Annotated in this window: 19 protein-coding genes; 11 read left to right on the top strand and 8 right to left on the bottom strand. The window is 69.9% G+C overall.

Annotation, left to right across the window (positions count from 1 at the left end):
• Positions 1 to 49 precede the first annotated feature (49 nt).
• Positions 50 to 556 (bottom strand): MarR family winged helix-turn-helix transcriptional regulator, encoded by a 507-nt coding sequence (locus tag K4B79_RS11355; RefSeq protein WP_232026375.1) that lies wholly within the window; start codon positions 554 to 556, stop codon positions 50 to 52.
• Positions 557 to 719: 163 nt separating this feature from the next.
• On the opposite strand from K4B79_RS11355, the gene ilvA reads away from it, so the two are divergent.
• The 3 genes from ilvA to K4B79_RS11370 all read left to right on the top strand — a co-directional run bounded on the left by ilvA (position 720) and on the right by K4B79_RS11370 (position 3,978).
• On the top strand, positions 720 to 1,949 hold the full coding sequence (gene ilvA, locus K4B79_RS11360; protein ID WP_232026376.1) for a threonine ammonia-lyase: 1,230 nt from the start codon (positions 720 to 722) through the stop codon (positions 1,947 to 1,949).
• Between the two features lie 194 nt (positions 1,950 to 2,143).
• Positions 2,144 to 3,124 (top strand): ATP-binding cassette domain-containing protein, encoded by a 981-nt coding sequence (locus K4B79_RS11365; protein ID WP_232026377.1) that lies wholly within the window; start codon positions 2,144 to 2,146, stop codon positions 3,122 to 3,124.
• Positions 3,121 to 3,978, top strand: coding sequence for an ABC transporter permease (locus K4B79_RS11370; protein ID WP_232026378.1), 858 nt, complete (start codon positions 3,121 to 3,123; stop codon positions 3,976 to 3,978). Before K4B79_RS11365 ends, K4B79_RS11370 begins: the two co-directional genes overlap by 4 nt.
• A gap of 84 nt (positions 3,979 to 4,062) precedes the next feature.
• On the opposite strand, the gene greA is transcribed toward K4B79_RS11370, so the two are convergent.
• Together greA and K4B79_RS11380 are read right to left on the bottom strand one after the other, a co-directional pair.
• Positions 4,063 to 4,563, bottom strand: coding sequence for a transcription elongation factor GreA (gene greA, locus K4B79_RS11375; RefSeq protein WP_232026379.1), 501 nt, complete (start codon positions 4,561 to 4,563; stop codon positions 4,063 to 4,065).
• A gap of 176 nt (positions 4,564 to 4,739) precedes the next feature.
• The gene (locus K4B79_RS11380) at positions 4,740 to 5,138 is read right to left on the bottom strand and encodes a DUF4307 domain-containing protein (RefSeq protein ID WP_232026380.1); all 399 of its coding nucleotides are present in this window, start codon (positions 5,136 to 5,138) and stop codon (positions 4,740 to 4,742) included.
• A gap of 200 nt (positions 5,139 to 5,338) precedes the next feature.
• Here K4B79_RS11380 and mca point away from each other — a divergent pair, with 200 nt between their 5' ends.
• Both mca and K4B79_RS11390 read left to right on the top strand, forming a co-directional pair.
• On the top strand, positions 5,339 to 6,199 hold the full coding sequence (gene mca / locus K4B79_RS11385) for a mycothiol conjugate amidase Mca (protein ID WP_232026916.1): 861 nt from the start codon (positions 5,339 to 5,341) through the stop codon (positions 6,197 to 6,199).
• Complete coding sequence (locus K4B79_RS11390) at positions 6,192 to 6,488, top strand: hypothetical protein (RefSeq protein ID WP_232026381.1); 297 nt, start codon at positions 6,192 to 6,194, stop codon at positions 6,486 to 6,488. Before mca ends, K4B79_RS11390 begins: the two co-directional genes overlap by 8 nt.
• A 146-nt stretch (positions 6,489 to 6,634) precedes the next feature.
• Here K4B79_RS11390 and K4B79_RS11395 read toward each other — a convergent pair whose 3' ends face one another.
• Complete coding sequence (locus K4B79_RS11395; protein ID WP_232026382.1) at positions 6,635 to 9,838, bottom strand: tetratricopeptide repeat protein; 3,204 nt, start codon at positions 9,836 to 9,838, stop codon at positions 6,635 to 6,637.
• 156 nt (positions 9,839 to 9,994) lie between these two features.
• On the opposite strand from K4B79_RS11395, the gene K4B79_RS11400 reads away from it, so the two are divergent.
• From K4B79_RS11400 to K4B79_RS11420, 5 genes are all read left to right on the top strand, one after another.
• On the top strand, positions 9,995 to 12,028 hold the full coding sequence (locus K4B79_RS11400; protein ID WP_232026383.1) for a thioredoxin domain-containing protein: 2,034 nt from the start codon (positions 9,995 to 9,997) through the stop codon (positions 12,026 to 12,028).
• Between the two features lie 132 nt (positions 12,029 to 12,160).
• The gene (locus K4B79_RS11405; protein ID WP_232026384.1) at positions 12,161 to 13,438 is read left to right on the top strand and encodes a glycosyltransferase; all 1,278 of its coding nucleotides are present in this window, start codon (positions 12,161 to 12,163) and stop codon (positions 13,436 to 13,438) included.
• Positions 13,435 to 15,084 (top strand): ArnT family glycosyltransferase, encoded by a 1,650-nt coding sequence (locus tag K4B79_RS11410; protein ID WP_232026385.1) that lies wholly within the window; start codon positions 13,435 to 13,437, stop codon positions 15,082 to 15,084. The genes K4B79_RS11405 and K4B79_RS11410 overlap by 4 nt, the downstream gene beginning before the upstream one ends.
• Positions 15,081 to 16,277, top strand: a complete 1,197-nt coding sequence (locus K4B79_RS11415; protein WP_232026386.1) for a glycosyltransferase — start codon at positions 15,081 to 15,083, stop codon at positions 16,275 to 16,277. Before K4B79_RS11410 ends, K4B79_RS11415 begins: the two co-directional genes overlap by 4 nt.
• Entirely contained in the window at positions 16,274 to 18,700 is a 2,427-nt protein-coding gene (locus tag K4B79_RS11420) for a galactose oxidase-like domain-containing protein (protein ID WP_232026387.1), read from the top strand. The genes K4B79_RS11415 and K4B79_RS11420 overlap by 4 nt, the downstream gene beginning before the upstream one ends.
• Here K4B79_RS11420 and K4B79_RS11425 read toward each other — a convergent pair.
• The 4 genes from K4B79_RS11425 to trhA form a co-directional block, all read right to left on the bottom strand.
• Positions 18,697 to 18,885, bottom strand: coding sequence for a hypothetical protein (locus tag K4B79_RS11425; RefSeq protein ID WP_232026388.1), 189 nt, complete (start codon positions 18,883 to 18,885; stop codon positions 18,697 to 18,699). The genes K4B79_RS11420 and K4B79_RS11425 overlap by 4 nt on opposite strands.
• 40 nt (positions 18,886 to 18,925) lie before the next feature.
• Positions 18,926 to 19,570 (bottom strand): TetR/AcrR family transcriptional regulator, encoded by a 645-nt coding sequence (locus tag K4B79_RS11430; RefSeq protein ID WP_232026389.1) that lies wholly within the window; start codon positions 19,568 to 19,570, stop codon positions 18,926 to 18,928.
• 4 nt (positions 19,571 to 19,574) lie between these two features.
• Positions 19,575 to 21,134: a DHA2 family efflux MFS transporter permease subunit gene (locus tag K4B79_RS11435; RefSeq protein WP_232026390.1), complete on the bottom strand. Its 1,560-nt coding sequence runs from the start codon at positions 21,132 to 21,134 to the stop codon at positions 19,575 to 19,577.
• 103 nt (positions 21,135 to 21,237) lie between these two features.
• Positions 21,238 to 21,951, bottom strand: a complete 714-nt coding sequence (trhA, locus tag K4B79_RS11440) for a PAQR family membrane homeostasis protein TrhA (RefSeq protein ID WP_232026391.1) — start codon at positions 21,949 to 21,951, stop codon at positions 21,238 to 21,240.
• Between the two features lie 308 nt (positions 21,952 to 22,259).
• Between trhA and K4B79_RS11445 the strand changes: the two genes are divergently transcribed.
• Positions 22,260 to 24,083, top strand: a complete 1,824-nt coding sequence (locus K4B79_RS11445; protein WP_232026392.1) for a phosphoenolpyruvate carboxykinase (GTP) — start codon at positions 22,260 to 22,262, stop codon at positions 24,081 to 24,083.
• Positions 24,084 to 24,135 lie beyond the last annotated feature (52 nt).

Here is a 24,135-nt window from a genome sequence, read left to right on the forward strand (position 1 = left end):
CCCCGACGAGAGCCCTGCGCGTCCGGTGCGGCAGGTGCGTCCTGCGTCCTCAGGAGGCCGACGGCGGTTCCGCGTCCGGGAGTCCCTGGACCGCCATCCGGGCGGAGAGCGCGCTGTTGAAGCGCGTGAGGAGCGTGCAGAACGCCTCGCGCTCCTCCGGCGCCCAGTCGTGTGTCAGCTCGGCCATCAACTGACGCCGGGAGGAGCGCACTTCCTCCAGCCGGGACAGCCCGCGCGGGGACAACTGGAGCACCACCGCGCGCCCGTCCTCGGGGTGAGACGTGCGCTTGACCAGGCCGGTGTCGACGAGCGGAGCCACCTGCCGGGTGACCGTGGAGGAGTCGATCCCCATGCTCGCGGCCAGCGCCTTGACACCCATCGGGCCTTCCTTGTCGAGCCGGTTGAGCAGCAGGTACGCGGCTCGGTCCATCGAGTTGCGCACCTGCCCCACCCCGCCGAGCCGGGTCTGTTCGGCACGACGGGCGAAGACCGCGACCTCGTGCTGCAACGTGTCGAGAAGACCGGTGTCACCGACGGTCGTCATGTCCATCGACATTTCTGGTGTTGTGGGCATGGCCGGGGGCTCACTTCATGAAGGGGGTGCTGGGTTGGGGGACAGGGTACGCGGCCGGAAGGCGGGTCGTACCGGGGCTGCGCAAACCAGTCTCGGAGGTTGGTCACAGAGAGAGCCCGTGCGTGTGAACTGCGAGACTTGAGACATGAACTACCGCGAGGCCCCCTCCGTACCGCCGGTCACGCTCGACGACGTACGCGGAGCCCAGAAGATGCTCTCGGGTGTGGCGCGGACGACCGCGATGGAGGGCAGCCGGTACCTGTCCCAGCAGGTGGGCGCGCCGGTGCACCTCAAGTGCGAGAACCTCCAGCGGACCGGGTCGTTCAAGCTGCGCGGCGCCTACGTCCGTATCGCCGGACTGCTGCCCGAGGAGCGGGCCGCCGGTGTCGTCGCCGCGAGCGCGGGCAACCACGCGCAGGGCGTGGCGCTGGCGTCCTCGCTGCTCGGCGTGCGGTCCACGGTGTTCATGCCGAAGGGCGCCCCCCTGCCGAAGATCAGCGCCACCCGGGACTACGGCGCCGAGGTGCGGCTGCACGGCCAGGTGGTCGACGAGACGCTGGCCGCCGCCCAGGAGTACGCGGACAGCACCGGGGCGGTGTTCATCCACCCCTTCGACCACCCCGACGTCATCGCCGGGCAGGGCACGGTCGGCCTGGAGATCCTGGAGCAGTGCCCGGAGGTGCGCACCATCGTCCTGGGTATCGGCGGCGGCGGTCTCGCGGCCGGTGTCGCGATCGCGGTGAAGTACCTCCGGCCGGACGTGCGGATCGTCGGGGTGCAGGCGGCGGGCGCGGCCGCGTATCCGCCCTCGCTGGCGGCGGGGCGCCCGGTGTCGATCGAGAACCCGGCGACGATGGCCGACGGGATGAAGGTGGGGCGGCCTGGTGACGTGCCGTTCGGGATCGTCGGCGAGCTGGTGGACGAGGTGCGCACGGTCACGGAGGACGAGCTGTCCGCCGCGCTGCTGCTGTGCCTGGAGCGGGCCAAGCTGGTCGTCGAGCCGGCCGGGGCGAGCCCGGTCGCGGCGCTGCTGAGCGACCCGGGCGCCTTCGAGGGACCGGTCGTCGCGGTGCTGTCGGGCGGCAACGTCGATCCGGTGCTGCTGCAGCGCGTCCTGCGGCACGGCATGGCCGCGCAGGGCCGCTACCTGGCCGTACGTCTCAGGCTGACGGACCGGCCCGGCGCCCTCGCGTCGCTTCTCGGGTCGTTGTCAGTGGTGGACGCTAACGTCCTCGATGTGAGTCACGTACGGACCGACCCACGGCTCGGACTCACGGAGGCGGAGGTCGAGCTGCACCTGGAGACGAAGGGGCCGGTGCACTGCGCCGAGGTCGGCCAGGCCCTGCGCGACGCGGGGTACACCGTCATCGGCTGAGGCCGGGATTCCGCTTCGTCACTCGTTCGGGTAAGTCCATTGAGAGACGCGATACATCGCGTTATGGTGTGTCTCGTGCCACTGCGAACGACCTCGCGGTTCCGTCGTCCATCAGGCGGGGCGAATCGTACAAATCTAGGCTTTCCGAAGCATCCCCGAAGACGTGAAGCATCCCCGAAGACGTGGAGACTCATATGCCAGGCGCCATCCATGCCGAAGGTCTGGTCAAGACCTTCGGTGACGTAAAGGCTCTGGACGGTGTCGACCTCGACGTGCCCGAAGGCACGGTGCTCGGCCTGCTCGGGCCGAACGGCGCGGGCAAGACGACCACCGTCCGCTGTCTGACGACCCTGCTGCGGCCCGACAGCGGCAAGGCCGTCGTCGCGGGCATCGACGTGCTCAAGGATCCCGACGCGGTGCGGCGCTCGATCGGCCTGTCCGGACAGTTCGCCGCCGTCGACGAGTACCTGACCGGCCGCGAGAACCTCCAGATGGTCGGCCAGCTCTACCAGATGAGGGCCAAGGCCGCGAAGGCCCGCGCCGAGGCGCTGCTGGAGCAGTTCCGCCTCACCGAGGCCGCCGACCGCCCCACGAAGACCTACTCCGGAGGCATGCGCCGCCGGCTCGACCTCGCCGCGGCCCTCGTCGTGTCCCCGCCCGTGATGTTCATGGACGAGCCGACGACCGGCCTCGACCCGCGCAACCGCCAACAGCTGTGGGAGGTCATCAAACAGCTGGTCTCCGGCGGTACGACACTGCTGCTGACCACCCAGTACCTGGAGGAGGCCGACCACCTCGCCCACGACATCGCCGTGGTCGACCACGGCCGGGTCATCGCCCGCGGCACCTCCGACCAGCTCAAGGCCCGCACCGGCGGCGAGCGCGTCGAGGTCGTGGTGCACGAGCGCGAGCACATCGCGACCGCCCGGGAGGTGCTGGCCGGCTTCGGCAAGGGCGACACCACCGTCGAGGAGCACACCCGCAAGCTCACCGTGCCCGTCACCGGCGGCGCCAAGCTCCTCGCCGAGGTCATCCGCGAACTGGACGTCCGCGGCATCGAGATAGACGACATCGGCCTGCGCCGACCCACCCTGGACGACGTCTTCCTCTCCCTGACCGGCCATGTCGCCGAGGTCAAGGACGAGGAGAACGGCAAGAAGGAGGCCGCTAAATGAGCGCCGTCACCGACGCCGTGCGGGTCGCGCCGGCCACGAACCCGGTCAGCCAGTCGATCCGGGACTCGATGGTCGTCGCGAAACGCAACCTGATCCGGATGTCCCGGATCCCCGAGATGATCATCTACGGGCTCATCCAGCCGATCATGTTCGTGGTGCTGTTCACCTACGTCTTCGGCGGTTCCATGCAGATCGGCAACAGCACCAGCGCCGTCGACTACAAGAACTTCCTGATGGCCGGCATCTTCGCGCAGACCGTCACCTTCGCCACCGCCAGCTCCGGCGCGGGCATCGCCGACGACATGCACAAGGGTCTCATCGACCGCTTCCGCTCCCTGCCCATGGCACGCGGCGCGGTGCTCACCGGGCGCACGCTCGCCGACAGTGTGCAGACCGCCCTGACCCTGGTCGTCCTCGCGGTGGTGGCCCTGCTGGTCGGCTGGCGCATCGGCTCGGACGGCGACACCAACGTCGGCAAGGTCCTCGGCGCCTTCGGCCTGCTGCTCCTGCTCGGTTACGCGTTCACCTGGATCGGCGCCCTGATCGGCATGTCCGTCCGCACGCCCGAGGCGGCCACCTCCAGCGGACTGATCTGGCTCTTCCCGGTCACCTTCATATCGAACGCGTTCGTGGACACCGCCCACATGACCCCGTGGCTGCGCCACATCGCCGAGTGGAACCCCTTCAGTGCCACGGTGCAGGCCAGCCGGGTGCTGTTCGGGAACCCGGGACAGTCGACCTCGGACGCCTGGCCCATGCAGCACCCGGTGTGGGCCTCGCTGATCTACTCGGTCCTGATCATCGTGGTGTTCCGGACGCTGGCGGTCCGCAAGTACCGCTCGGCCACGGCCTGACGAAGCGCCGTCGCGGATCCGGACACGACGCTGCCCCCGGAGTCCTGGGACACCGGGGGCAGCCGAAAAGGTCCTGTCAGCGGGTCAGCCGCTGTACGGCTCGGCCTTGAGGATCGTCACGGAGGCCTTCTTGCCGTTCGGCAGCTCGTACTCCGCGTCCTCGCCGACCTTGTGGCCGATCACGCCGGAACCCAGCGGGGACTGCGGGGAGTACGTCTCGACATCGGCGCTCGCGTACTCGCGGGAGGCGAGCAGGAAGGTCATCGTGTCGTCCTCGTCGCCGTCGAAGGCGATCGTCACGACCATGCCGGGCGCCACCGCGCCGTCCGCCGACGCCGGTGCCTCGCCGACCTTGGCGTTCTCCAGGAGCTGGGTCAGCTGGCGCACACGGAGCTCCTGCTTGCCCTGCTCCTCCTTGGCCGCGTGGTACCCGCCGTTCTCGCGCAGGTCGCCCTCCTCGCGCGCGGCCGCGATCTTGGCGGCGATCTCCGTGCGCGCAGGACCAGACAGGTACTCCAGCTCGGCCCTGAGCTGGTTGTACGCCTCCTGGGTCAGCCAGGTGACGTTCTCGCTGGTCTGGGTCACAGGTGCTCCTCGTAGGTACTGGGAATACAAAGCATCGCCCTACCCAGAAGAATGTTCCTTCATGGAAGGGCGAAACCACGAGCCTAACAATTCAGCGGCCCAAGGGGGAGGACATAAGCCATCAGAAACTCGTCCGCGCAGGTCAGCGCCTACGTATTCGGAGTGACGTTCGTACGTCAGTCCGCGTGACAGCCCAGCAGCTCGGCCGTGGTCCCCGGTGACGTGGTGCGGAGCGTGAAGACCTTGTCGATGCGGGTGGCGTCCCCGTCGAAGCGGAAGTCGGCCCGCCCGACCTCGGCGCCGTCCTCCGCCTGCGAGCGCACGGTGCAGTAGCCGGTGGCGTCGGCGTCCTTGTGGACCTCCAGGTGCACCTGGACCGAGTCCTTGCCCGGCTCGAAGGTGATCACCTCACCGCTGATCTTGTTCTGGCCGACGTAGTGCCACGCGAAGTAGCCGACGAGGGCGATCAGCAGGGCCCCCAGCACGGCTCCGGCAATCTTGAGCTTGTGGTCGGCGCGCTCGTCCGAGGAGCGGCCGTAACGGCCCTCGGGCAGTCGTGTGCTCGCCGTACTCATGATCGTCCTCTCGGCAAGGCCGTCGGCGGTCGGGGGAAGAACCGAGGAACCGGGGAACCAGGGTCTCGGATCGGGCCCCGGAGCCGGATCCCGGAATTATTCGCCCCCCGATTCGGTCACTATAGAAGCCGCCGATCGCACCCGTTCGCGCGGGGGCGCCGACCTACGAGGATTGAGTCTTGACTGACCAGCTGCGACTGATGGCCGTGCACGCCCACCCCGACGACGAGTCGAGCAAGGGCGCGGCCACCATGGCGAAGTACGTGTCCGAGGGGGTGGACGTGCTGGTCGTGACCTGCACGGGAGGGGAGCGCGGCTCCATCCTCAACCCCAAGCTCCAGGGGGACGCGTACATCGAGGAGCACATCCACGAAGTGCGCAAGAAGGAGATGGACGAGGCCAGAGAGATCCTCGGTGTCAAGCAGGAGTGGCTCGGCTTCGTCGACTCCGGCCTGCCCGAGGGCGACCCGCTGCCGCCGCTGCCCGAGGGCTGCTTCGCCCTGGAGGACGTCGACAAGGCGGCCGGTGAGCTGGTGAAGAAGATCCGCTCGTTCCGCCCCCAGGTGATCACCACCTACGACGAGAACGGCGGCTACCCGCACCCCGACCACATCATGACCCACAAGATCTCGATGGTGGCCTTCGAGGGCGCGGCGGACACCGAGAAGTACCCGGAGCACGAGTTCGGCCCCGCGTACCAGCCGCAGAAGATCTACTACAACCAGGGCTTCAACCGTCAGCGCACCGAAGCCCTGCACCACGCGCTGGTCGAGCGCGGCCTGGAGTCCCCCTACGGCGACTGGCTCAAGCGCTGGGAGGAGTCCGGGATGCAGCAGCGGACGCTCACCACGCACATCCCGTGCGCGGACTTCTACGAGATCCGCGACAAGGCCCTGATCGCCCACGCCACGCAGATCGACCCCGACGGCGGCTGGTTCCGGGTGCCGCTGGACATCCAGAAGGAGGTCTGGCCGACCGAGGAGTACGAGCTCGCGAAGTCCCTCGTCGATACCTCCCTCCCCGAGGACGACCTCTTCGCGGGCATCCGCGACAATGCCTGACATGAGCGCAAGCGCAAGCCTGGCAATCACCCAGTTCGCGACCCTCGCCAAGGAGGTCGACGAGGACAAGGTCACCCCCGGCGTCCTCGGCTTCATCGTCTTCGCGGCGATGGCCGTCGCCGTCTGGGCCCTGATGAAGTCCATGAGCAGGCACATGAACCGGGTCGACTTCAAGGAGCCCCCGGAGCCGAAGGCAGCGTCCGGAAGCACCACGGAGACCGCCCCGGAGTCCGCCACGGAGAGCACCCCGGCGGACACCCCGGCGGAACCCGGCGCCAAGCGGGGCTGAGCGGCGCACACCGATACAGCATGATTCCGTGACACCCGGTGGGCAGCACCGAGTCATGCTGTATCAGACGCCTGCTCTCACCTTGAAGGCCGCGAGAACCCGGAGAGCGTCGGTCCACGCGACCGTCGGCCGGCGACAGGGCTGTCTCACCCCCGCGCAGCCGCCACCGCCACCCCCATCACCTCCCGAGAATGCCGCCCCGGCACCATCCCCAGCCGCCAGGCCTGCCAGCCCGTCTCCAGGTTGATTCCGCGTTCCAGGAGGAGCTGGTACGCCTCGATGTAGTCGTCGAGTTTCTCGTCGCGCAGGGGGTGGGCGGCGCGGGCGAGCTGGGTGAGTTCCTCCTGGGCTACCGCCGTGCCGACCTCGACGCCGCCCGGGGCCCCGAAGGGGAGCAGGGTGCAGCGCAGGAAGCGGGCCCAGTCCTCGCCGCGGCGGTCGCCGTAGGAGGTGAAGAGGCCCACCGCTTCGTCGCAGAGGGTGAGGGCCTGGGGGATGCGGGCGTTGCCGGCGTCGACGACGGCGAGTTCGAGGCAGGTCCAGGCCTCGCCGTGGGCGACGCCGACGCGCTGGAAGTCGGCGCGGGCGTCGACCAGGAGCTGGCGGGCGAAGCCGGAGTTGCGCAGGGAGCCGGTCTGGGCGGCGCGCTGGTCGCGGGTGACGCGGGCGGAGTGGTGGCGGGCGCAGGCCAGGCCGTAGACGTCGCGGATGCGGGAGAGCATTGTGCGGGAGCGTTCGAGTTCGCGGACGGCGAGGTCGAGGTCGCCGGTCTCCTCCAGGGCCTGGCCCAGGTAGTACACCGTCCAGGCCTCGCCGCGCGCGTCCTCGTTGTCGCGGTGCCGGGAGGCCGCCTGGCGCAGTCCGTCCACCGCCGCCGAGGCGTCGCCGTCGATGAGCCGGGCGCGGGCCAGCTGGGTCATCGCCCAGGCCTCGCCCCGGGAGTCGCGGGTACGGCCGTAGAGGTCGAGGGCGGCGCGCAGTTCCGACTCGGCGCGCGGGACGTCGCCCATGCGCAGGCCCAGCTGGCCGAGCTGGAAGTGGGCCCAGGCCTCGCCGTGGACGGACTCGCCGGCCCGGTGCAGGACCAGGGACTGGTTGAGCAGGTCCATGGCCTCGGACAGCCGGGCCCGGTCCCGCTGCACCGCCGCGAGCGCGTGCATGGTCCAGGCGCGGTCGGTGGCTAGCTCGGGCGGCGCCTGGAGGTCCAGGGCCTCGCGGAGCTTGGCCGCGGCCTCGGTGAGCTGGCCCTGGTGGTGCAGGGTGATGCCCAGCGAGCACAGGGCACGGGCCGCGCCGGCGTCGTGGTGGGCCTCCATGTAGAGGTCGACCACGGAGGTGAGGGTCGCGCGCGCCCGGTCCAGTTCGCCCAGCTGCCGGGCCGCGATACCGGTGCGCCACTGCACCGAGCGGACCAGCAGGCCCTGGTCGACGGCCTGCGCGAGTTCGCTGATCTCGCCCAGGCGGTAGAGGTCGCCGCGCAGCAGGCAGTAGTCGCACAGGGCGCCCAGCAGATTCAGTACCGCCGCCTGGTTCACGCCCTCCGCGTGCCTGAGCGTCGCCGTGATGAAGCTCGACTCGTCGTCCAGCCAGCGCAGCGCCTCGTCCAGGGAGTGGAAGCCGTGCGGGCTGAAGCGGTCCGAGCGGGTCGACATGTTGCCGTCGACCAGGCGCAGCACGTTGTCGGCGAGGTCGGCGTAGTTCACGATCAACCGTTCCTGCGCCGCCGCGCGCTCCGACGGCTCCTCCTCGTCGAGGAGCCGGGCGTGGGCGAAGGCCCGGACGACGTCGTGCAGGCGGTAGCGGTTGCCGCGGACGTGGTCGATCAGCCCCGCCTCGGCCAGGGCCCTGAGGTGGCGGTTCGCCTCCGCCTCGCCGGTGGCCAGCAGGGCGGCGGCAGCGGCGGCGCCGAGGGAGGCCCGGCCCGCCAGGGCCAGCCGGCGCAGCAGTCGGCGGCCGGCGTCCGTCTGGTCGGTGTAGCGCAGCCACAGGACCCGCTCGGCCGGGCCCACGGGTCCGTACGCGCCGAGGTCCGAGGCCAGTTGGCGGGGGGAGCGCGGGCCGAGGGAGGAGCCCGCGATCCGCAGCGCCAGCGGCAGCCCGCCGCACAACTCCCGGATCCGGTCGGCCGATTCGGCGTCGTAGGGCGAGCTGTTGTCCTGGGCCGCCGCGCCCAGCAGCTCCTCGGCGCCGACCGCGTCCAGGGTCCGCACCGGCAGTTCGTGCACCCACGCGGCGAGTTCGGCGGGCAGGTCGAGGCGCTGCTGGGCGGTGACCAGGACCAGGCTGTCGGAGCGTTCCGGGACGAGGGCGCGGACCTGCTCGGCGTCCGAGGCGTCGTCCAGGACGATCGTGACGGGCAGGCCCGTCAGGTGCTGGTGATACAGCTCGCCCAGCCGCTTGACCTGCTGGTCGGCGGAGGACCGCTCCCGGAAGAGCAGTTGCTCGCGCGGCGCGCCGAGCCGGTTCAGCAGATGCAGCAGAGCGTCCCGGGTGGACAGCGGCTGCTCCTCCGGACTGTCCCCGCGCAGGTCGACCACGCACGCGCCGCGGAAGTAGTCCTTCAGATCGTGGGCGGCCCGCACGGCGAGTGTCGTACGGCCGCCGCCCGACGGCCCGTGCAGCACGACCACCGTCGGCCGGGTCTCCGTGCTTGCCCGGGCCGCCTGCACCCACTGCCGGATCCGCGCCATCTCCTCCCGCCGCCCGGCGAACGGGCCCACGGGCTCCGGGAGTTGGCCGAAGGACTGCTCCAGCACGCTCCGGCCGCGGGCCGCCGCGCTCTTGTCGGCGCCCTTCAGGCGCGGTCCGGCCTTCTTCGGGCCGGTGGAGGCGTTGCGCACCCGCTGCTGGTCGAGATACGGGCGGATACCGCGTACCTCCAACGCCGTCAGCCACTGCAGACGCAGCTGCTCGGGCCCGCCCGGCTGGCCCATCGCGCCCGCCCGGTGATGCGCGGCGGGCAGATGCGACCCGGCGACCTTCACCACGGTCGCCGCCGCGCCCGTCACCGCCACGGTCGCCCCGACACCCAGCGCGGTGCCCATACCGGTGCCCAGGGCGAGGTCGGCGACAGTGGCCGCGACCGCCGCGACCCCCGCCACCAGCAGGGGAGTACCGCCGCCCTCCTTGGCGTACCGCTGCCCGAAGGTGAGCTGACCCGCGGCCGCCTCGTCCAGGGCGCGCGTGTACGCCTCGTACTCCTCGGCCGCCGACTGCGCCATGGCGTCCAGGGCGCCCCGCGCCCGCGACAGCAGCACGCCGCCGTCGGTACGCCCTCCCGACCGCCGTACCTCTTCCTCCACGGCCCGGGCCAACAGCCGCTCGGCCTCCGCGCGATGGCTGTCCCGCATGTCACGTCCCCCTCCGGCAGCAACGGCTTTCTTGGTCAAGTGTGCGGCGGACGGCGCACGGGGGCGAGGGGGCGTGAGGCCCTGGATCAGCCGGGGACCGCTGTCCGGGGCCTGCCTGACGCATGGGCGGTGGGGTACTGCGGCAGGATGGACTCCATGCCGAACCGACTGGCGCACGAGACGTCCCCGTACCTGCTGCAGCACGCCGACAACCCCGTGGACTGGTGGCCCTGGTCGGCGGAGGCCTTCGAGGAGGCGCGCAAGCGGAACGTGCCCGTCCTGCTCAGCGTCGGCTACAGCAGCTGTCACTGGTGCCATGTGATGGCCCACGAGTCCTTCGAGGACCAGGAGACCGCCGACCTCCTCAACGCCCACTTCGTCAACGTCAAGGTGGACCGCGAGGAGCGCCCGGACGTCGACGCCGTCTACATGGAGGCGGTGCAGGCGGCCACCGGGCACGGCGGCTGGCCGATGACCGTGTTCCTGACGCCGGACGCCGAGCCGTTCTACTTCGGCACCTACTTCCCGCCCGCCCCCCGCCAGGGCATGCCCTCCTTCCGGCAGGTCCTCCAGGGCGTGCACAGCGCCTGGACCGACCGCCGGGAGGAGGTCACCGACGTCGCCGGGAAGATCGTCCGGGACCTGGCGGAGCGTGAGATCTCCTACGGCGACAGCGAGGCTCCCGGCGAGGAGCAGCTGAGCGCGGCCCTGCTCGGGCTGACCAGGGAGTACGACCCGCAACGCGGCGGCTTCGCCGGGGCGCCGAAGTTCCCGCCGTCCATGGTGATCGAGTTCCTGCTGCGCCACCACGCCCGCACGGGCGCCGAGGGCGCGTTGCAGATGGCCCAGGACACCTGCGAGCGGATGGCCCGCGGCGGTATCTACGACCAGCTCGGCGGCGGCTTCGCCCGCTACTCCGTGGACCGCGACTGGATCGTGCCGCACTTCGAGAAGATGCTGTACGACAACGCCCTCCTCTGCCGGGTCTACGCCCACCTGTGGCGCTCCACGGGCTCGGAGCTGGCCCGCCGGGTCGCCCTGGAGACCGCCGACTTCATGGTCCGCGAACTGCGCACCGCCGAGGGCGGGTTCGCCTCCGCGCTGGACGCCGACAGCGACGACGGGACGGGCCGGCACGTCGAGGGCGCGTACTACGTGTGGACGCCCGGGCAGCTGACCGAGGTGCTCGGCGAGGAGGACGCCGAACTCGCCGCCCAGTACTTCGGCGTCACCGAGGAGGGCACCTTCGAGCACGGCTCATCGGTGCTGCAACTCCCGCAGCAGGAGGGCGTGTTCGACGCCGGACGGATCGACTCGGTCAAGGCCCGGCTGCTCGACGCGCGCGCGGCCCGTCCCGCCCCCGGCCGGGACGACAAGGTCGTCGCCGCCTGGAACGGCCTGGCGATCGCCGCGCTGGCCGAGACCGGCGCCTACTTCGACCGTCCCGACTTGGTCGAGGCCGCCGTGACGGCCGCCGACCTCCTCGTACGACTGCATCTGGACGAGCAGGCGCGGCTCTCCCGTACCAGCAAGGACGGCCGGGCCGGCGCCAACGCGGGGGTCCTGGAGGACTACGCCGATGTCGCCGAGGGCTTCCTCGCGCTGGCCTCGGTGACCGGCGAGGGCGTGTGGCTGGAATTCGCCGGCTTCCTCCTCGACCATGTGCTCGCCCGGTTCGCCGACCCGGACTCGGGCGCGCTGCACGACACCGCGGCCGACGCCGAGAAGCTGATCCGCCGTCCGCAGGACCCCACCGACAACGCCACCCCGTCCGGCTGGACCGCCGCCGCGGGCGCCCTGCTGGGCTACGCGGCCCACACCGGCGCCGAACCGCACCGCGTCGCCGCGGAGAAGGCCCTCGGGGTGGTCAAGGCGCTCGGGCCGCGGGTGCCCCGGTTCATCGGCTGGGGGCTGGCGGTCGCCGAGGCGTTCCTCGACGGGCCGCGCGAGGTCGCGATCGTGGGACCGGCCCTGGACGACGAGGGCACCAGGGCCCTGCACCGCACGGCGCTGCTGGGCACCGCCCCGGGGGCGGTCGTCGCGGTGGGCACGCCCGGCAGCGAGGAGTTCCCGCTGCTGGCGGACCGACCGCTGAGCGACGGTGAACCAACCGCGTACGTCTGCCGTAACTTCACTTGTGACGCTCCGACGACCGATGAGGATCGTCTGCGGACACAAGTGGGTGGATGAAATACCGTTCTGAAACACACTATTTATCAGAACAGCTCCCGTCCTTCACACTTCCACCCTAACCTCTGCACAGTAAAGTGGCGGGTGGGGAGCCCTCCGCTACCGGGGGATTAGGTGATCCGGGGGGATCTGTTGCTTACCGCTGTCTTCATTGCTGCCGTCTCGCTGGCCTTGTTCTGGATGGCGGCGTTCACCCTGTGGTGGCAGATGCACGCCTGGCGTACGCCCGAGGTGCTCGCCTCCACCCGCTTCAGCAGACCGGACGGTGGCGAGCATCTGTCCTTCTCGCTGCTGCTTCCGGCACGGCACGAGCAGGCGGTGCTCGATCACACCATCCAGCGCCTGCTGGAATCGAGCCACACCGACTTCGAGATCATCGTGATCGTCGGACACGACGACCCGGAGACCACGGCGGTCGCCTGCGACGCCGCGGAGCGCGATCCCCGCGTCCGGGTCGTCGTCGACACGCACGAGAAGAAGAACAAGCCGAAGGCGATGAACACGGCGCTGCCGCACTGCCGCGGTGATGTCGTCGGGGTCTTCGACGCCGAGGACCAGGTCCACCCGGAGCTGCTCGCCCACGTCGACCACGCGTTCCGGACCACCGGCGCGGACGTCGTCCAGGGCGGCGTCCAGCTCATCAACTTCCACTCCAGCTGGTACAGCCTGCGCAACTGCCTGGAGTACTTCTTCTGGTTCCGCTCCCGGCTGCACCTGCACGCGCAGAAAGGGTTCATCCCGCTCGGCGGCAACACCGTCTTCGTGAAGACGGACGTGCTCAGGGCCGCCGACGGCTGGGACCCCAACTGCCTCGCCGAGGACTGCGACCTCGGGGTACGGCTGTCCAGCATCGGCAAGAAGGTCGTCGTCGCCTACGACTCCGACATGGTGACCAAGGAGGAGACGCCCGGTTCGCTGATGTCGCTGCTCAAGCAGCGCACCCGCTGGAACCAGGGCTTCCTGCAGGTGTACCGGAAGAAGGACTGGAAGCAACTCCCGGGCTTCGGGCAGCGGTTGCTCGCCCGCTACACCCTCATGACGCCGTTCATGCAGGCCTTCACCGGTGTCATCATCCCGCTGAACGTGGTGATCGCGCTCTTCCTCGACGTACCCGTCGGCATCGCCTTCATCACCTTCCTGCCGGCCGTGACCGCCCTGGTCACCTTCGTCTTCGAGATCGTCGGGCTGCACGACTTCGGCAAGCAGTACGGGCTCCGCGTCCGCTTCGTCCACTACCTCAAGCTCGTCGTGGGCGGCCCCTTCTACCAGGTGCTCCTCGCCGGGGCCGCCCTCCGCGCCGTATGGCGTGAACAGCGCGGCCGGACCGACTGGGAGCTGACGACACACGTGGGCGCGCATCTCACACCCGCCGAAGTGAACCGAGAGTTCCGAGAGGACGTCCCGGCGTGACCTCCACCCTTCCCGCGGTGACCACCCCCACGGTCCCCGCGCAGCGGCAGCCTGCACCCGAGACCGGTTCGGCCGGTCGAACAGTCCCTCCGAAGCGGCTGCGGTCCTCCCGCACCGACCTCCTGCTGTGCGGTGTCCTCCTGGTGGCGATCCTCGTCGTCCAGGGCTGGAACATCGCCGACTACCCGACCCTCAGCGACGACGAGGGCACCTACCTCGCCCAGGCCTGGGCCGTCCAGGAGGGCAAGGGCCTCGCCCACTACACCTACTGGTACGACCACCCGCCGCTCGGCTGGATCCAGCTCGCCCTGCTGACCTGGATACCCTCGATGATCAGCCCCGAGTCGATGACCGTCGGCTCGATGCGCGTGATGATGCTGGTGATCAGCGGCATCAGCGCGGTGCTGGTCTACGTCCTGGGCCGCCGGCTCGCGCTGCCCCGCTGGGCCGCCGGACTCGGCATGGTCCTGTTCGGGCTCTCGCCGCTCTCGGTCGTCCTCCAGCGCGAGATCTTCCTCGACAACCTCGCGGTGATGTGGACGCTGCTCGCGTTCACCCTCGCCGCCTCCCCGAGCCGCCACCTCTGGCACCACTTCGGGGCGGGGATCGCGGCCGCAACGGCCGTCCTCACCAAGGAGACGATGCTCGTCATCCTGCCCGCGCTGCTGGTCACCCTGTGGCGGCACAGCCACAAGGACACCCGGAAGTTCGCCGTCACCGGCGCCATCACGGCCTGCGCGCTGATCGGCTTCTCCTACCCCCTCTTCGCCCTCCTCAAGGGCGAGTTGCTGCCCGGCGGCGGCCATGTCTCGCTGTGGGACGGCGTCAAGTACCAGATGACCCGGCCCGGTTCGGGCTTCATCCTCGACCAGGGCTCCGGCTCCTGGGGCGTCTTCCAGTCGTGGCTCTACTACGACCGGATCCTGCCGCTCGGCGGTCTCGCCGGCGCGCTCCTGCTGCTGGTCACCTGGCGCTGGTCGGTCACCGCCCGTGCCCTGGCCGGCCCGGCGGCAGCGGTGGCGATCCTCGCCGCGCTGGCCCTGCGCCCCAACGGCTACCTGCCCGCGATGTACGTCATCCAGGCGCTGCCCTTCCTCGCCCTGGTCCTCGCCGGAGGCACCGCCTCCGTCACCCACGCCGTGCTGCGCAGGTGGCGGGCCGAGGGGGAGAAACGGTTGGTCACCGGCGGGCGGTACGCGCTCGCCGCGGTCCTCGCGATCGCCGCCGGCGCCTACGTCGTACCGAAGTGGTACGACGGTGCCCGCACCGCCGTCACCGTCGACGCCAACGCCCCCTACAAGGCCGCCTCGAAGTGGCTGAGCACCGAGGTGGACAACCCCGCGGGCACCCGGGTACTCGTGGACGACGCCATGTGGCTGGACCTGGTGCACGCCGGGTACCGGCCCGGACTCGGCGTCATCTGGTTCTACAAGGCCGATCTCGACCCGGCGGTGACGAAGACGATGCCGCGCGGCTGGAAGGACATCGACTACGTCGTCGCCTCGCCGACGGTCCGGCGCGACGCGGTCGACCTGCCCAACGTCAAGGCCGCCATTCAGCATTCGACGCCGGTCGCCACCTTCGGCACCGGCGACGACCGGATCGAGATCCGTCAGGTCCAGACCGCCTCCGGAGGCGCACGATGACCCACGAGTACACGGCGCCCGGAGAGCTGGGCGAACCGGTCGTAGAAGCCGTCGAGGTAGCCGAACCCGGGGCGGTCACGATTGTCGTGCCGACCTTCAACGAGTCCGCCAACATCCGTCAACTGCTGCGCCAGATCACCGAGTCGGTGCCCTCGCGGCTGCCCTGCGAGGTCGTCTTCGTGGACGACTCCACCGACGACACCCCCGAGGTCATCCACGAGGCCGCCAAGGACTGCCCGTTCCCGGTGACCGTCCTGCACCGGGACGAGCCGGTCGGCGGGCTCGGCGGCGCGGTCGTGGAGGGCATGAAGGCGGCCACCTCGGAGTGGATCGTCGTCATGGACGGCGACTGCCAGCACCCGCCGTCCCTGGTACCGGAGTTGGTGGCCACCGGTGAGCTGACGAACGCCGGGCTCGTCGTCGCCTCCCGCTACATCAAGGGCGGCAGCCGCGCCGGACTCGCGGGCAGCTACCGGGTGGCCGTCTCGCGCGGGGCGACCTGGCTGACCAAGGCGCTCTTCCCGCGCCGCCTGCACGGCATCAGCGACCCGATGAGCGGCTTCTTCGCGATCCGCCGCAGCGCCGTCACCGCCGAGGTGCTCCAGCCGCTCGGGTACAAGATCCTCCTCGAACTCGCGGTGCGGAGCCGTCCGCGCGGGGTGAGCGAGGTCCCGTTCGTCTTCCAGGACCGGTTCGCGGGCGAGTCCAAGTCGAGCGCGCAGGAGGGCTTCCGCTTCCTGCGCCACCTGGCCGGGCTGCGCACCGCCTCGCCGGTCGCCCGCATGATCGGCTTCGGGCTGATCGGCGCGACCGGCTTCGTGCCGAACCTGCTGGCCCTGTGGATCCTGACCGGGGCCGGCATGCACTACGTGCCCGCCGAGATCGTCGCCAACCAGTTCGGTGTCGCCTGGAACTTCCTGCTCATCGAGCATCTGCTGTTCCGCGACCGGCGCCGGCACCGGCGCCTGTGGGACCGCGTCGGCCGGTTCGCGTTGCTCGCCAACGCCGACCTCGTGCTGCGCATCCCGCTGATCGCCCTGTTCGTCCACCGGTTCGGGATGGGCGCGCTGTCCGCGACCGCGCTCGCCCTGGTGACGACCTTCGTTCTGCGCTTCGTGGGGACCGAGGCGCTGGTCTATCTCCCGCGCAGGGGGCGTGGGAGTGGTACCGCCACAGCAAGGAGAGCCGCGTGAGATCTGTGAGAAAGCAGAGCCGCCTGTCCAGAAGAAGAACCGCGTTGGTCGGGGTGGGGGCCCTGACCGCCGGTCTCCTCCTCACCTCGCCCCAGCCCGCCTCCGCCGCCAACCTCGTCAAGAACCCCGGCTTCGAGACCGCCGGCACCGGGGACATGCCCGCCTGCTGGGAGAAGTCCGGCTGGGGCGACAACGACTTCAGCTTCACCACCACCTCCGACGCCCACTCCGGCTCCAAGGCCATGAAGGTCGAGCTGACCCGCCGGGTGAGCGGCGACCGCAAGGCCCTGATCACCGAGTCGACGGAGTGCGCGCCGGTGGTGGCGCCGGGCAAGCAGTACGACCTCGGCCTCTGGTACAAGACGACCACGCCGGACGCCTCCATCACGCTGTTCCGGCACGACGCCACCAACGGCTGGCAGTACTGGACCGACCTCAAGACCCTGGAGATGCAGGGCGGCTGGACGCAGGCCACGGTCCGCACACCCGAGGTCCCGGCCGGCACCGACCGCATCACCTGGGGCGTCTCGGTCTACGGCACGGGCTCGGCGACCACCGACGACTACACGATGGAACAGGTCGCCGACCCGGTCCCGGACCCGGAGTGCACCGGCACCGCCGAGCAGTGCGCCAACGGCAAGTGGGACGTGCTGGCCACGAAGAACCCGGTGCGTTCCATGCACTCGGTCGTGCTGCACAACGGCAAGGTGCTGCTGATCGCGGGTTCCGGCAACGACGAGGCGATGTTCAAGGCGGGCACGTTCACCTCCGCCGTGTACGACCCCGCCAACGGCAGCTACAAGATCATCCCCACCCCGAAGGACATGTTCTGCGCCGGGCACGTCCAGCTCCAGGACGGCCGCGTCCTGGTGATGAGCGGCAACAAGGGCTATCCGTCGGCGGACGGCACGGTCGGCTACCAGGGGTACAAGGACTCGTACATCTTCGACCCCACGACCGAGACCTACAGCAAGACCAACGACATGAACGACGGCCACTGGTACCCGTCGGCGACCGCCCTCGGCAACGGTGACGTCATCTCCTTCGGCGGGCTGAAGGAGGACTCCACCGGCTCGGTCACCGCCGAGCTGTGGTCGGACGCCGAGCAGCAGTGGCTGCCGACCTGGAAGGTCAACCAGACCTGGTCGTACTGGGGTCTGTACCCGTCGATGATCCTCATGCAGGACGGCCGCCTGTTCTACTCGGGCAGCCATGTCTTCGGCAACAACATCCCGGGCACCGGGTCGGCGATCTACGACTACGACGCCAACACCATCACCCAGATCCCGGGCCTGCAGAACAAGGACGAGCGCGACCAGTCGGCGAGCGTGCTGCTGCCCCCGGCGCAGGACCAGAAGGTCCTCACCATCGGCGGCGGCAACATCGACTCCAACCCGGACGCCAACCGGCTGACCGACGTCATCGACCTCAAGGACCCCAACCCCGCCTACGTCGCCGGTCCGCCGCTGCCGCAGGGCACGGTCGACCTCGGCAACGGCAAGGTCCCGCAGACCGGCAACCAGGGCAAGATGTACGTCTCCGCCGTCCTGCTGCCCGACGGCAAGGTGCTGGAGACCGGCGGCGCGCTGCACAACCGCGCCAACCCGGTCTACGAGTCCTCGATCTACGACCCGGCCACGGGCGCCTTCGACCCGGTGGCCGCCGATCCCGAGGCCCGCGGCTACCACTCCTCGTCGTTCCTGCTGCCCGACGGCCGGGTGATGTCGACCGGCGACAACCCGGGCAACGGCACCTGGAACCACAACGTGTCGATCTACACGCCGCCCTATCTCCTCAAGGGCGCGCGGCCCACGATCACCTCGGTCATCGACACCGAGTGGAACTACGGCGACACCCAGCGGATCACCGTCGACCGGCCCATCGCCAAGGCCGAGCTGATCCGCCCGGCCGCGGTCACGCACTCCTCGGACCCGAACCAGCGGTTCGTGGACCTGCCGCTGTCGGTGGACGGCAACAACGTCGACCTGAACGTGACGAGCAACCCCAACCTGGCCCCGCCCGGCTGGTACATGCTCTTCGCGGTCGACGCCAACGGTGTCCCGTCGGTCGCCAAGTGGGTCCACCTGCAAGGACCTTCGGCGCTGACCGCGACGGACGCCTCCGCGCACGTCCACTCCTTCGCCGACTCCCTCGAAGGCACGGTCGCACAGCCCGGCAAGAAGAAGACCTCCCAGAAGGTCAGCCCCACCGTCTCCGGCTGCGACCGGCACTACGGCTCGATCAACGTCTGCGTGCCCACCGCCTTCCCGGACGAGGTCAAGAAGACCACCACCGCCCGCTGCGACTGGCTCAAGGCCAACGACTACGGCCGCCTGAAGATCAACGGCAGGGACGACCCCCTGAAGCTGGACCGCAACAGGGACGGGATCGCCTGCGGAAAGGGTGATGTGGCGAAGCGTTAGCTTCGCGGTACGTCGCCCAGGGCGCGCTCCACGACGGCCGTCGGCCGCTCGTGGCGCGCGCCCTTTCGGTTCGTGCGGTTCAGAACCGCGTGGTGTTGTCCATGGTTCAGCCAGGCGTCCTCGGCCCGCTCGGCGATCCCACGCAGGCGCTGGTACTCGTTGATGTCGATCACCGGGTCGCTCATGTCACGAAGGTAGCGGGCGTACATCTGGTGCCGCCGGCGGTCACTCGGTCCCCGAGGCGTCGGGCTTCGTGGGCAGACCGTGTTCGATGACCGTCAGGGTGCGGTCCAGGAGGTCGCGGAAGTCGTCGCGGAAGTCGTTCTCGGCCCAGTACAGGGAGATCTCCGCGAGGCCGCCGATGAGGGACATCGTGTAGACCCGGACCTCCAGGCTCTCCCGGTCCTGGCCGGTGCGGTCGGCGATGGCCTCGCTGAGCATCCGGCCGGTCACGGACATGCTCTCCAGCATCCGGGAGCGTACCGCCGGCACCTGGACCATCAGGTGGGCCCGCAGCCGGATGGCCTCGGCGTCCTCGGTGAGGCCGACGTCGATGGCCTTGTGCATCACGTACCGCAGGGAGTCCATCCACGGCTCCTCCGCCGGCCGCTTGCGGAGCTCCGCCAGCAGGAGCGGGTCGTACTCGTCCGTGAGGACGATGTCCTCCTTGGTGGGGAAGTAGCGGAAGACCGTGGACGGTGAGACCTCGGCGCGCTCGGCGATCTGCTCGACCGTGGTGGCGTCGTAACCCTGCTCGCGGACCAGGGCGTAGGTCGCGTCGCGGATCGCCGTACGTGTCTTGATCTTCTTCCGCTCGCGAAGTCCCGGTTGGGGGGCGTCGGAGAGCGGGAAGGAGCGTGCCGGTGTCATGGAGTCATTGTCGGGCATCGGCCTCCGCGCCAGCCATGTCCGGCGTGGTGGAGGTCCCGGTCGGACGGGGTGCGCCCGGCAGGAAGGCGGCCGCGAGCAGCGCGGCGACGAGGGCCGCGATCCCGCACACCAGCAGGACGACGCCCATGCCGTGCACATAGGCGCTGTTCGCGGAGGCCGCCAGTTCGGCCGAGCCGGTCCGCGCGGCCACCAGGTGTGCCGCGACCACCGACTCCCCGGCGGTGTCGGCGGCCCACGCGGGCAGCCCGGTGACGTCGAGCCGGTCCCGGAAGGCCGCGGCGAGCAGGCTGCCCAGCAGGGCGATACCGATCGCGCCGCCGACCTGACGCAGGGTCATCAGCAACCCCGAGCCGCTGCCGGCGCGGTCACGGGGCAGGGCGCCCAGAGCGCTGCTCATGGCGGGCATGAGCGAGAAGCCGAAGCCCAGTCCGGTGACCGTGAGCCACAGCGCGACGAATCCGTACCCGGAGTCCGGGGTCGTACGGCTGCCCAGCAGCCCGGCGAAGGCCAGCACCACCAGGCCGGCGCTCACCGTGGCACGGCCGCCGAAGCGGGCGACGACCGGCGGGGCGACGCGCGAGGCGACGAGGAGGCCGCCCATCATCGGCAGCAGCCGCACGCCGGTGCCGAGGGCGTCGTGTCCCAGGACGGCCTGGAGATAGGGCGGCAGCACGAACAGCAGCCCGGACAGGACGAACATCACCAGGGTCGCGGCGATGGTGTTGAACAGGAAGTCGCGGTGCGCGAGCAGGGTCATGTCGAGCATGGGCCGCTCCACCCGCCGTTCGCGCAGGACCAGCGCGGCGATCAGGAGCACGCCCCCGCCGAGCGTGCCCAGGACCAGGGGGTCGCCCCAGCCCCGGGCGGGCGCCTCGATGATCGCGTAGACCAGGGCGCCGAGGCCGGTCGCGGTGAGCGCGGTGGAGAGGGTGTCGACCTTGGGGGAGGCGGGGTCGCGGGTCTCCGGGAGCAGGAAGACGCAGGCGGCGATGCCGAGGGCGGCCATCGGGACGTTGACCAGGAAGACCGAGCCCCACCAGAAGTGGTTCAGCAGCCAGCCGCCGAGGATCGGGCCCAGCGGCAGGCCGAGCGCGGAGGCCGCGGAGACGATGCCGACGGCCTTGGTGCGCTCCTCGGGCGCGAACAGCGTGGGCAGTACCGAGAGCGCGAGCGGGGTGACCAGGGCGGCGCCGACGCCCATGACGGCACGGGCCGCGATGACCCAGTGCACGTCCTCGGCCAGGGCGCCCAGCAGGGAGGCGGCGAGGAAGACGCCGAGCCCGGCGACCAGCATCCGCCGCCGGCCGAACCGGTCGCCGAGCAGTCCGGCGGGGAGCATCAGCGCGGCGAAGACGACGATGTAGGCGTCGGCCATCCACTGCTGCTCGCCGGTGCTCGCACCGAGATCCGCGGCCATCGTCGGCAGCGCCACGTTGAGGATCGTCGTGTCGAAGCCGAGCGTCAGCATGCTCGCGACCAGGGCGGCCAGGGCCCACCAGCGGCGGGGATCCGGAGTGGGAGTACCCGGAGTGAGAGTGTCCATGAAATGAGAGTAACTCTCAAAAGGTAGCCACCGTCAATCGGTTTCGGCATGCGAAAAGGGCCACGACCCTGTGGGTCGTGGCCCTCGAAGAGGCGGGAAGGGGCTAGGCGTGCTGGTACGCCACCAGCGAGATCCCCACGTAGTGGGTGACGAACGCGGCGACCGTGAGGGAGTGGAACACCTCGTGGAAGCCGAACCAGCGCGGTGACGGGTTCGGCCGCTTGATGCCGTAGATCACGCCGCCCGCGCTGTAGAGCAGACCGCCGACGATCACCAGGACCAGTACCGCGATGCCGCCGGCGCGCATGAAGTCGGGCAGGAAGAAGACCGCCGCCCAGCCCATCGCGATGTAGCAGGGGGTGTAGAGCCAGCGCGGGGCGCCGACCCAGAAGACCCGGAAGGCGATCCCGGCGAGCGCCGCGCCCCAGATGCCCCACAGCAGCCACTGCCCCTTGGCTCCGGGCAGGAGCAGCATCGTCAGCGGGGTGTAGGTGCCGGCGATGATCAGGAAGATGTTGGCGTGATCCAGCCGCCGCAGGACGCCGTCCATGCGGGGGCTCCAGTCGCCGCGGTGGTACAGCGCGCTCACGCCGAACAGCAGGCAGGCGGTCAGGGCGAAGATCCCACAGGCGATGCGGCCTCTGGTGGAGTCGGTGAGGGCGGTGAGCACCAGGCCCGCGATGAGTACGGCCGGAAACATACCGAGGTGCAGCCAGCCGCGGAGCTTGGGCTTGACCGGATGCGGCAGGGAGAGCGCCACGGGACCACGGCCGGCGGCCGGCGGGTCCGTGGGCGCGTCGGGGGCGGACGCAGTCATGAGGGCAATCGTACCTACGCGACCGTAAGTTACAGGTCAGTACGCATGTCTGACCGACGAAGAGTGGCCATCCTCTCACGGTCGACTTCCCAAGGGACGGTTGGCTGAATCCCAAGTGAAGGCAAAGCGGCGGTTCTACACGTGGCGATCCTCACTCTGCTCACCTGTGCGGCCCTCTGGACAGATGGGCGGGCTCGTCGGATGATCAAATGAGTGCGGTCGGCACCGGATGAGCGGGCTACGAAGGCATCCGGGTCGCAGCCCCCACGGGGCAGACAAGGATAAAAATCCCTCATTTAGGAGCAATCGTGGCGCGCGACATCGCGGCTCCCCCCGTCATCCCCACCAACCACCAGGAACTGGTCTCGTGGGTGAACGAGATCGCAGAACTGACGCAACCGGACAACGTGGTCTGGTGTGACGGATCCGAGGCCGAGTACGAGCGACTGTGCGAGGAGCTCGTGGCGAAGGGCACCTTCAAGAAGCTCGACCCGATCAAGCGCCCCAACTCGTACTACGCCGCCTCCGACCCGACCGATGTCGCCCGGGTCGAGGACCGGACCTTCATCTGCTCCGAGAAGGAGGAGGACGCGGGCCCGACGAACCACTGGAAGGCCCCCGACGAGATGCGGGACATCTTCGCGGGCGAGAAGGGCGTCTTCCGCGGCTCGATGAAGGGCCGGACGATGTACGTCGTCCCGTTCTGCATGGGCCCCCTCGGCTCGGACCTCTCCGCGATCGGCGTCGAGATCACCGACTCCGCCTACGTCGCCGTGTCCATGCGCACCATGACCCGGATGGGACAGCCGGTCCTGGACGAACTCGGCTCCGACGGCTTCTTCGTGCGTGCCGTGCACACGCTCGGAGCGCCGCTGGAGGAGGGCCAGGAGGACGTCCCCTGGCCGTGCAACAGCACCAAGTACATCTCCCACTTCCCGGAGACCCGCGAGATCTGGTCCTACGGCTCCGGCTACGGCGGAAACGCCCTGCTCGGCAAGAAGTGCTACGCCCTGCGCATCGCCTCCGTCATGGCCCGTGACGAGGGCTGGCTCGCCGAGCACATGCTGATCCTCAAACTCACGCCCCCGCAGGGCGAGTCCAAGTACGTGGCCGCCGCCTTCCCGTCCGCCTGCGGCAAGACCAACCTCGCCATGCTGGAGCCCACCATCTCCGGCTGGACCGTCGAGACCATCGGCGACGACATCGCCTGGATGCGCTTCGGCGAGGACGGCCGCCTGTACGCCATCAACCCCGAGGCCGGCTTCTTCGGCGTCGCCCCGGGCACCGGCGAGCACACCAACGCCAACGCGATGAAGACGCTGTGGGGCAACTCCGTCTTCACCAACGTGGCGTTGACCGACGACAACGACGTCTGGTGGGAGGGCATGACGGAGGAGACTCCGGCCCACCTCACCGACTGGAAGGGCAACGACTGGACGCCGGAGTCCGAGACCCCGGCCGCCCACCCCAACGCCCGCTTCACCACCCCCGCCTCGCAGTGCCCGATCATCGCGCCCGAGTGGGAGGACCCCAAGGGTGTGCCGATCTCCGCGATCCTCTTCGGCGGGCGGCGCGCCACGGCCGTACCGCTGGTGACGGAGTCCTTCGACTGGAACCACGGCGTCTTCCTCGGCGCGAATGTCGCCAGCGAGAAGACGGCCGCCGCCGAGGGCAAGGTCGGTGAGCTGCGACGGGACCCCTTCGCCATGCTGCCGTTCTGCGGGTACAACATGGGCGACTACATGGGGCACTGGGTCGATGTCGCCAAGGACAAGGACGCCTCGAAGCTGCCGAAGATCTACTACGTCAACTGGTTCCGCAAGAACGACGAGGGCACGTTCGTGTGGCCCGGGTTCGGTGAGAACAGCCGCGTTCTGAAGTGGATCGTGGAGCGGCTGGAAGGCAAGGCGGAGGGGGTCGAGACGCCGATCGGAATCCTGCCGGCGAAGGGCGCCCTGGACACCGAGGGGCTCGACCTGGGTGAGTCCGACCTGGAGTTCCTGCTCACGGTGGACAAGGAGGTCTGGCGTGAGGAGGCGGCGCTGGTTCCCGATCACCTGAACACGTTCGGTGATCACACGCCGAAGGAGTTGTGGGACGAGTACCGGGCGCTGGTAGCACGCCTCGGTTAGTCCCCCTGATCTGCCGCGGTCGGCTCCGATCGTGCCCTGACCAGCGTAATCG

Source organism: Streptomyces lincolnensis, assembly GCF_021173675.1.
GTDB lineage: Bacteria > Actinomycetota > Actinomycetes > Streptomycetales > Streptomycetaceae > Streptomyces > Streptomyces lincolnensis_B.